The sequence below is a fragment of the Immundisolibacter sp. genome (assembly GCF_041625615.1).
Classification (GTDB): Bacteria; Pseudomonadota; Gammaproteobacteria; order Immundisolibacterales; family Immundisolibacteraceae; genus Immundisolibacter.
Map to the genome: position 1 here is coordinate 1 of NZ_JBFJTF010000207.1, position 2612 is coordinate 2612.

2 protein-coding genes are annotated in these 2612 nt (G+C 70.8%); both read left to right on the plus strand.

What is annotated here, in order from left to right; all coding sequences use genetic code 11:
* Nucleotides 1-5: 5 nt before the first annotated feature.
* A complete protein-coding gene (gene glgB / locus ABYX71_RS11455) occupies nucleotides 6-2108 on the plus strand; it encodes a 1,4-alpha-glucan branching protein GlgB (protein WP_372696626.1) in 2103 nt (700 codons plus the stop codon).
* On the plus strand, nucleotides 2105-2612 hold a 508-nt coding region (locus tag ABYX71_RS11460; RefSeq protein WP_372696625.1), incomplete at its 3' end, for a glycogen/starch synthase. The genes glgB and ABYX71_RS11460, both read left to right, overlap by 4 nt.

Genomic DNA, 2612 nt, shown 5'->3' on the forward strand with positions numbered 1-2612 from the left:
GCCACCTGCACGATCCGTTCCGCCTGCTGGGCCGTCACGGCCACCGCCTGCGCGCCCTGTGCCCAGGCGCCGCGCAGGTGGCACTGGCCGGCGTGCCCGACGCGTCCTGGCGACGCCTGCCGGGCAGCGACGTGTTCGAAGCCGATGTTGGCGAGCGCCTGCTACCGGCCCATTACACGCTGCACTGGCGGGACAGCGCAGGAAATGATCATACATACACCGACCCCTACACTTTCAAGCCGCTGTTGTCCGACTTCGACCTGCACCTGTTCGGGCAAGGCCGGCACTGGCATCCGCAGAACGTGCTCGGCGCCCATCCGCGCCAGGTGGACGGCGTCGACGGCGTGCTGTTCGCCGTCTGGGCGCCAAACGCGCAGGGCGTGTCGGTGGTCGGCGACTGGAACGGCTGGGACGGGCGCTGGCACCCCATGCGCAGCCGCGCAGACAGTGGCGTCTGGGAGCTGTTCATCCCCGGCGCGCGGGCGGGCCAGCTGTACAAGTTCGAGCTGCGCACCGCGCACGGGCTGCTGCTGAAGGCCGACCCCTATGCCCGCGCCGGCGAAATGCGTCCGGCCAACGCCAGCCGGGTGACCGCGCCCAGCCGCCATGTCTGGGGCGATCACGCCTGGCTCGAACGGCGCGCCGCCAACGACTGGCACCGGCAGCCGATCAGCATCTACGAGCTGCACCTGGGCTCCTGGCGCCGCCGCCCGGACGGCAGCTTCCAGAGCTACCAGGAAATCGCCGACCAGCTGGTGCCGTACGTCAGCGATCTGGGCTTCACCCACGTCGAGCTGCTGCCGGTCATGGAACATCCGTTCGACGGCTCCTGGGGTTACCAGTGCACCGGCTACTTCGCGCCGACCGCCCGCCACGGCGACCCGGACGGCCTGCGGCTGCTGATCGACCGCCTGCACCAGGCCGGCATCGGCGTCATCCTGGACTGGGTACCGGCGCACTTTCCGCGCGACGACCACGCCCTGGCACGGTTCGACGGCACGGCACTGTACGAACACGCCGACCCGCGCCTGGGCGAGCACCCCGACTGGGGCACGCTGATCTTCAACTTCGGCCGTGCCGAGGTGAAAAGCTTCCTCATCGGTTCGGCGCTGCACTGGGTGGAAGCCTTCCACGTCGACGGCCTGCGCGTGGATGCGGTCGCCTCCATGCTGTACCTGGACTACTCGCGCGGCCCCGGCCAGTGGCTGCCCAACCGCCACGGCGGCAACGAGAACCTGGAAGCGGTCGAGTTCCTGCGCGAGGTGTGCGGCGTGGTGCAGGGCCAGCACCCCGGCACGCTGATGATCGCCGAGGAATCCACCGCCTGGCCGCAGGTCTCGCGCCCGGCCTGGGCCGGTGGGCTGGGCTTCGCGCTGAAGTGGAACATGGGCTGGATGCACGACTCGCTCGATTACCTGCAGCACGACCCGGTGCACCGGACCCATCACCACGAACGGCTCACCTTCGGCATGCTGTACGCCTACTCGGAAAACTTCGTGCTGCCGCTGAGCCACGACGAGGTGGTGCACGGCAAGCGCGCCCTGCTGGACAAGATGCCCGGCGACACGTGGCAGCGCTTCGCCAACCTGCGCCTGCTGCTGGCCTACCAGTTCACCTTCCCGGGCAAGAAGCTGCTGTTCATGGGCGGCGAGTTCGGCCAGTGGACGGAATGGAACCACGACCGCGCCCTGGACTGGCACCTGCTCGACCATGACCGCCACCGCGGCCTGCACGCGCTCACCCGCGACCTGGCGCACCTGTACCGCGACCAGCCGCCCCTGCACGGGCACGACTTCGAACCGCACGGCTTCGAATGGGTCGACTGCAACGACGCCACGCACTCGGTGATCAGTTATCTGCGTCACGGCGGCGGCCGCAGCATGCTGGTGGTGCTCAATTTCACGCCGGTGGTGCGCCACGGCTACCGCCTGGGCGTACCCGGCCCCGGCTGGTATGCGGTACGCCTCAATTCCGACTCCGGCCACTACGGCGGCGGCAACGTCGGCGCCGCCGGCGCCGACGCCGAGCCGGTGCCCTGGATGGGCCGGCCGTGGTCGGTGTCCATCACCCTGCCGCCGCTGGCGGCGCTGGTGCTGGAGGTGCCGTGAAGCGCCCGCGCGTGCTGCTGGCGGCCAGCGAGGCCTGGCCGCTGATCAAGACCGGTGGCCTGGGCGACGTCGCCGGCGCCCTGCCGCCGGCACTGCGTGCCCTCGGCGTCGATGCCCGCTTGGTGCTGCCCGCCTACCCGGCGGTGCGCGAGGCGCTGCCGGGCGCCGAACCGGTGGCCCGGTCGGCACTGTACGGCGGCAGCGTGACCCTGCTGCGCGGCGAACTGCCGGCCGGCGGACGACGCAAGCTGCCGCTGTACCTGATCGCCGCCCCGGCCTTCGAGCGGCCCGGCAACCCGTACCAGACCGCCGACGGCGAGGACTGGCCGGACAACGCCGCACGCTTTGCGCTGTTCTGTCGCGCCGCCGCGGCACTGGCCCTGGGGCAACTTGCACCGGATTGGTGCGCTGACATCGTGCACGCGCACGACTGGCAGGCCGGGCTGCTGCCGGCGCTGCTGAGCCTGCAGCCACGGCGCCCGAGAACCGTCTTCACCGTCCACA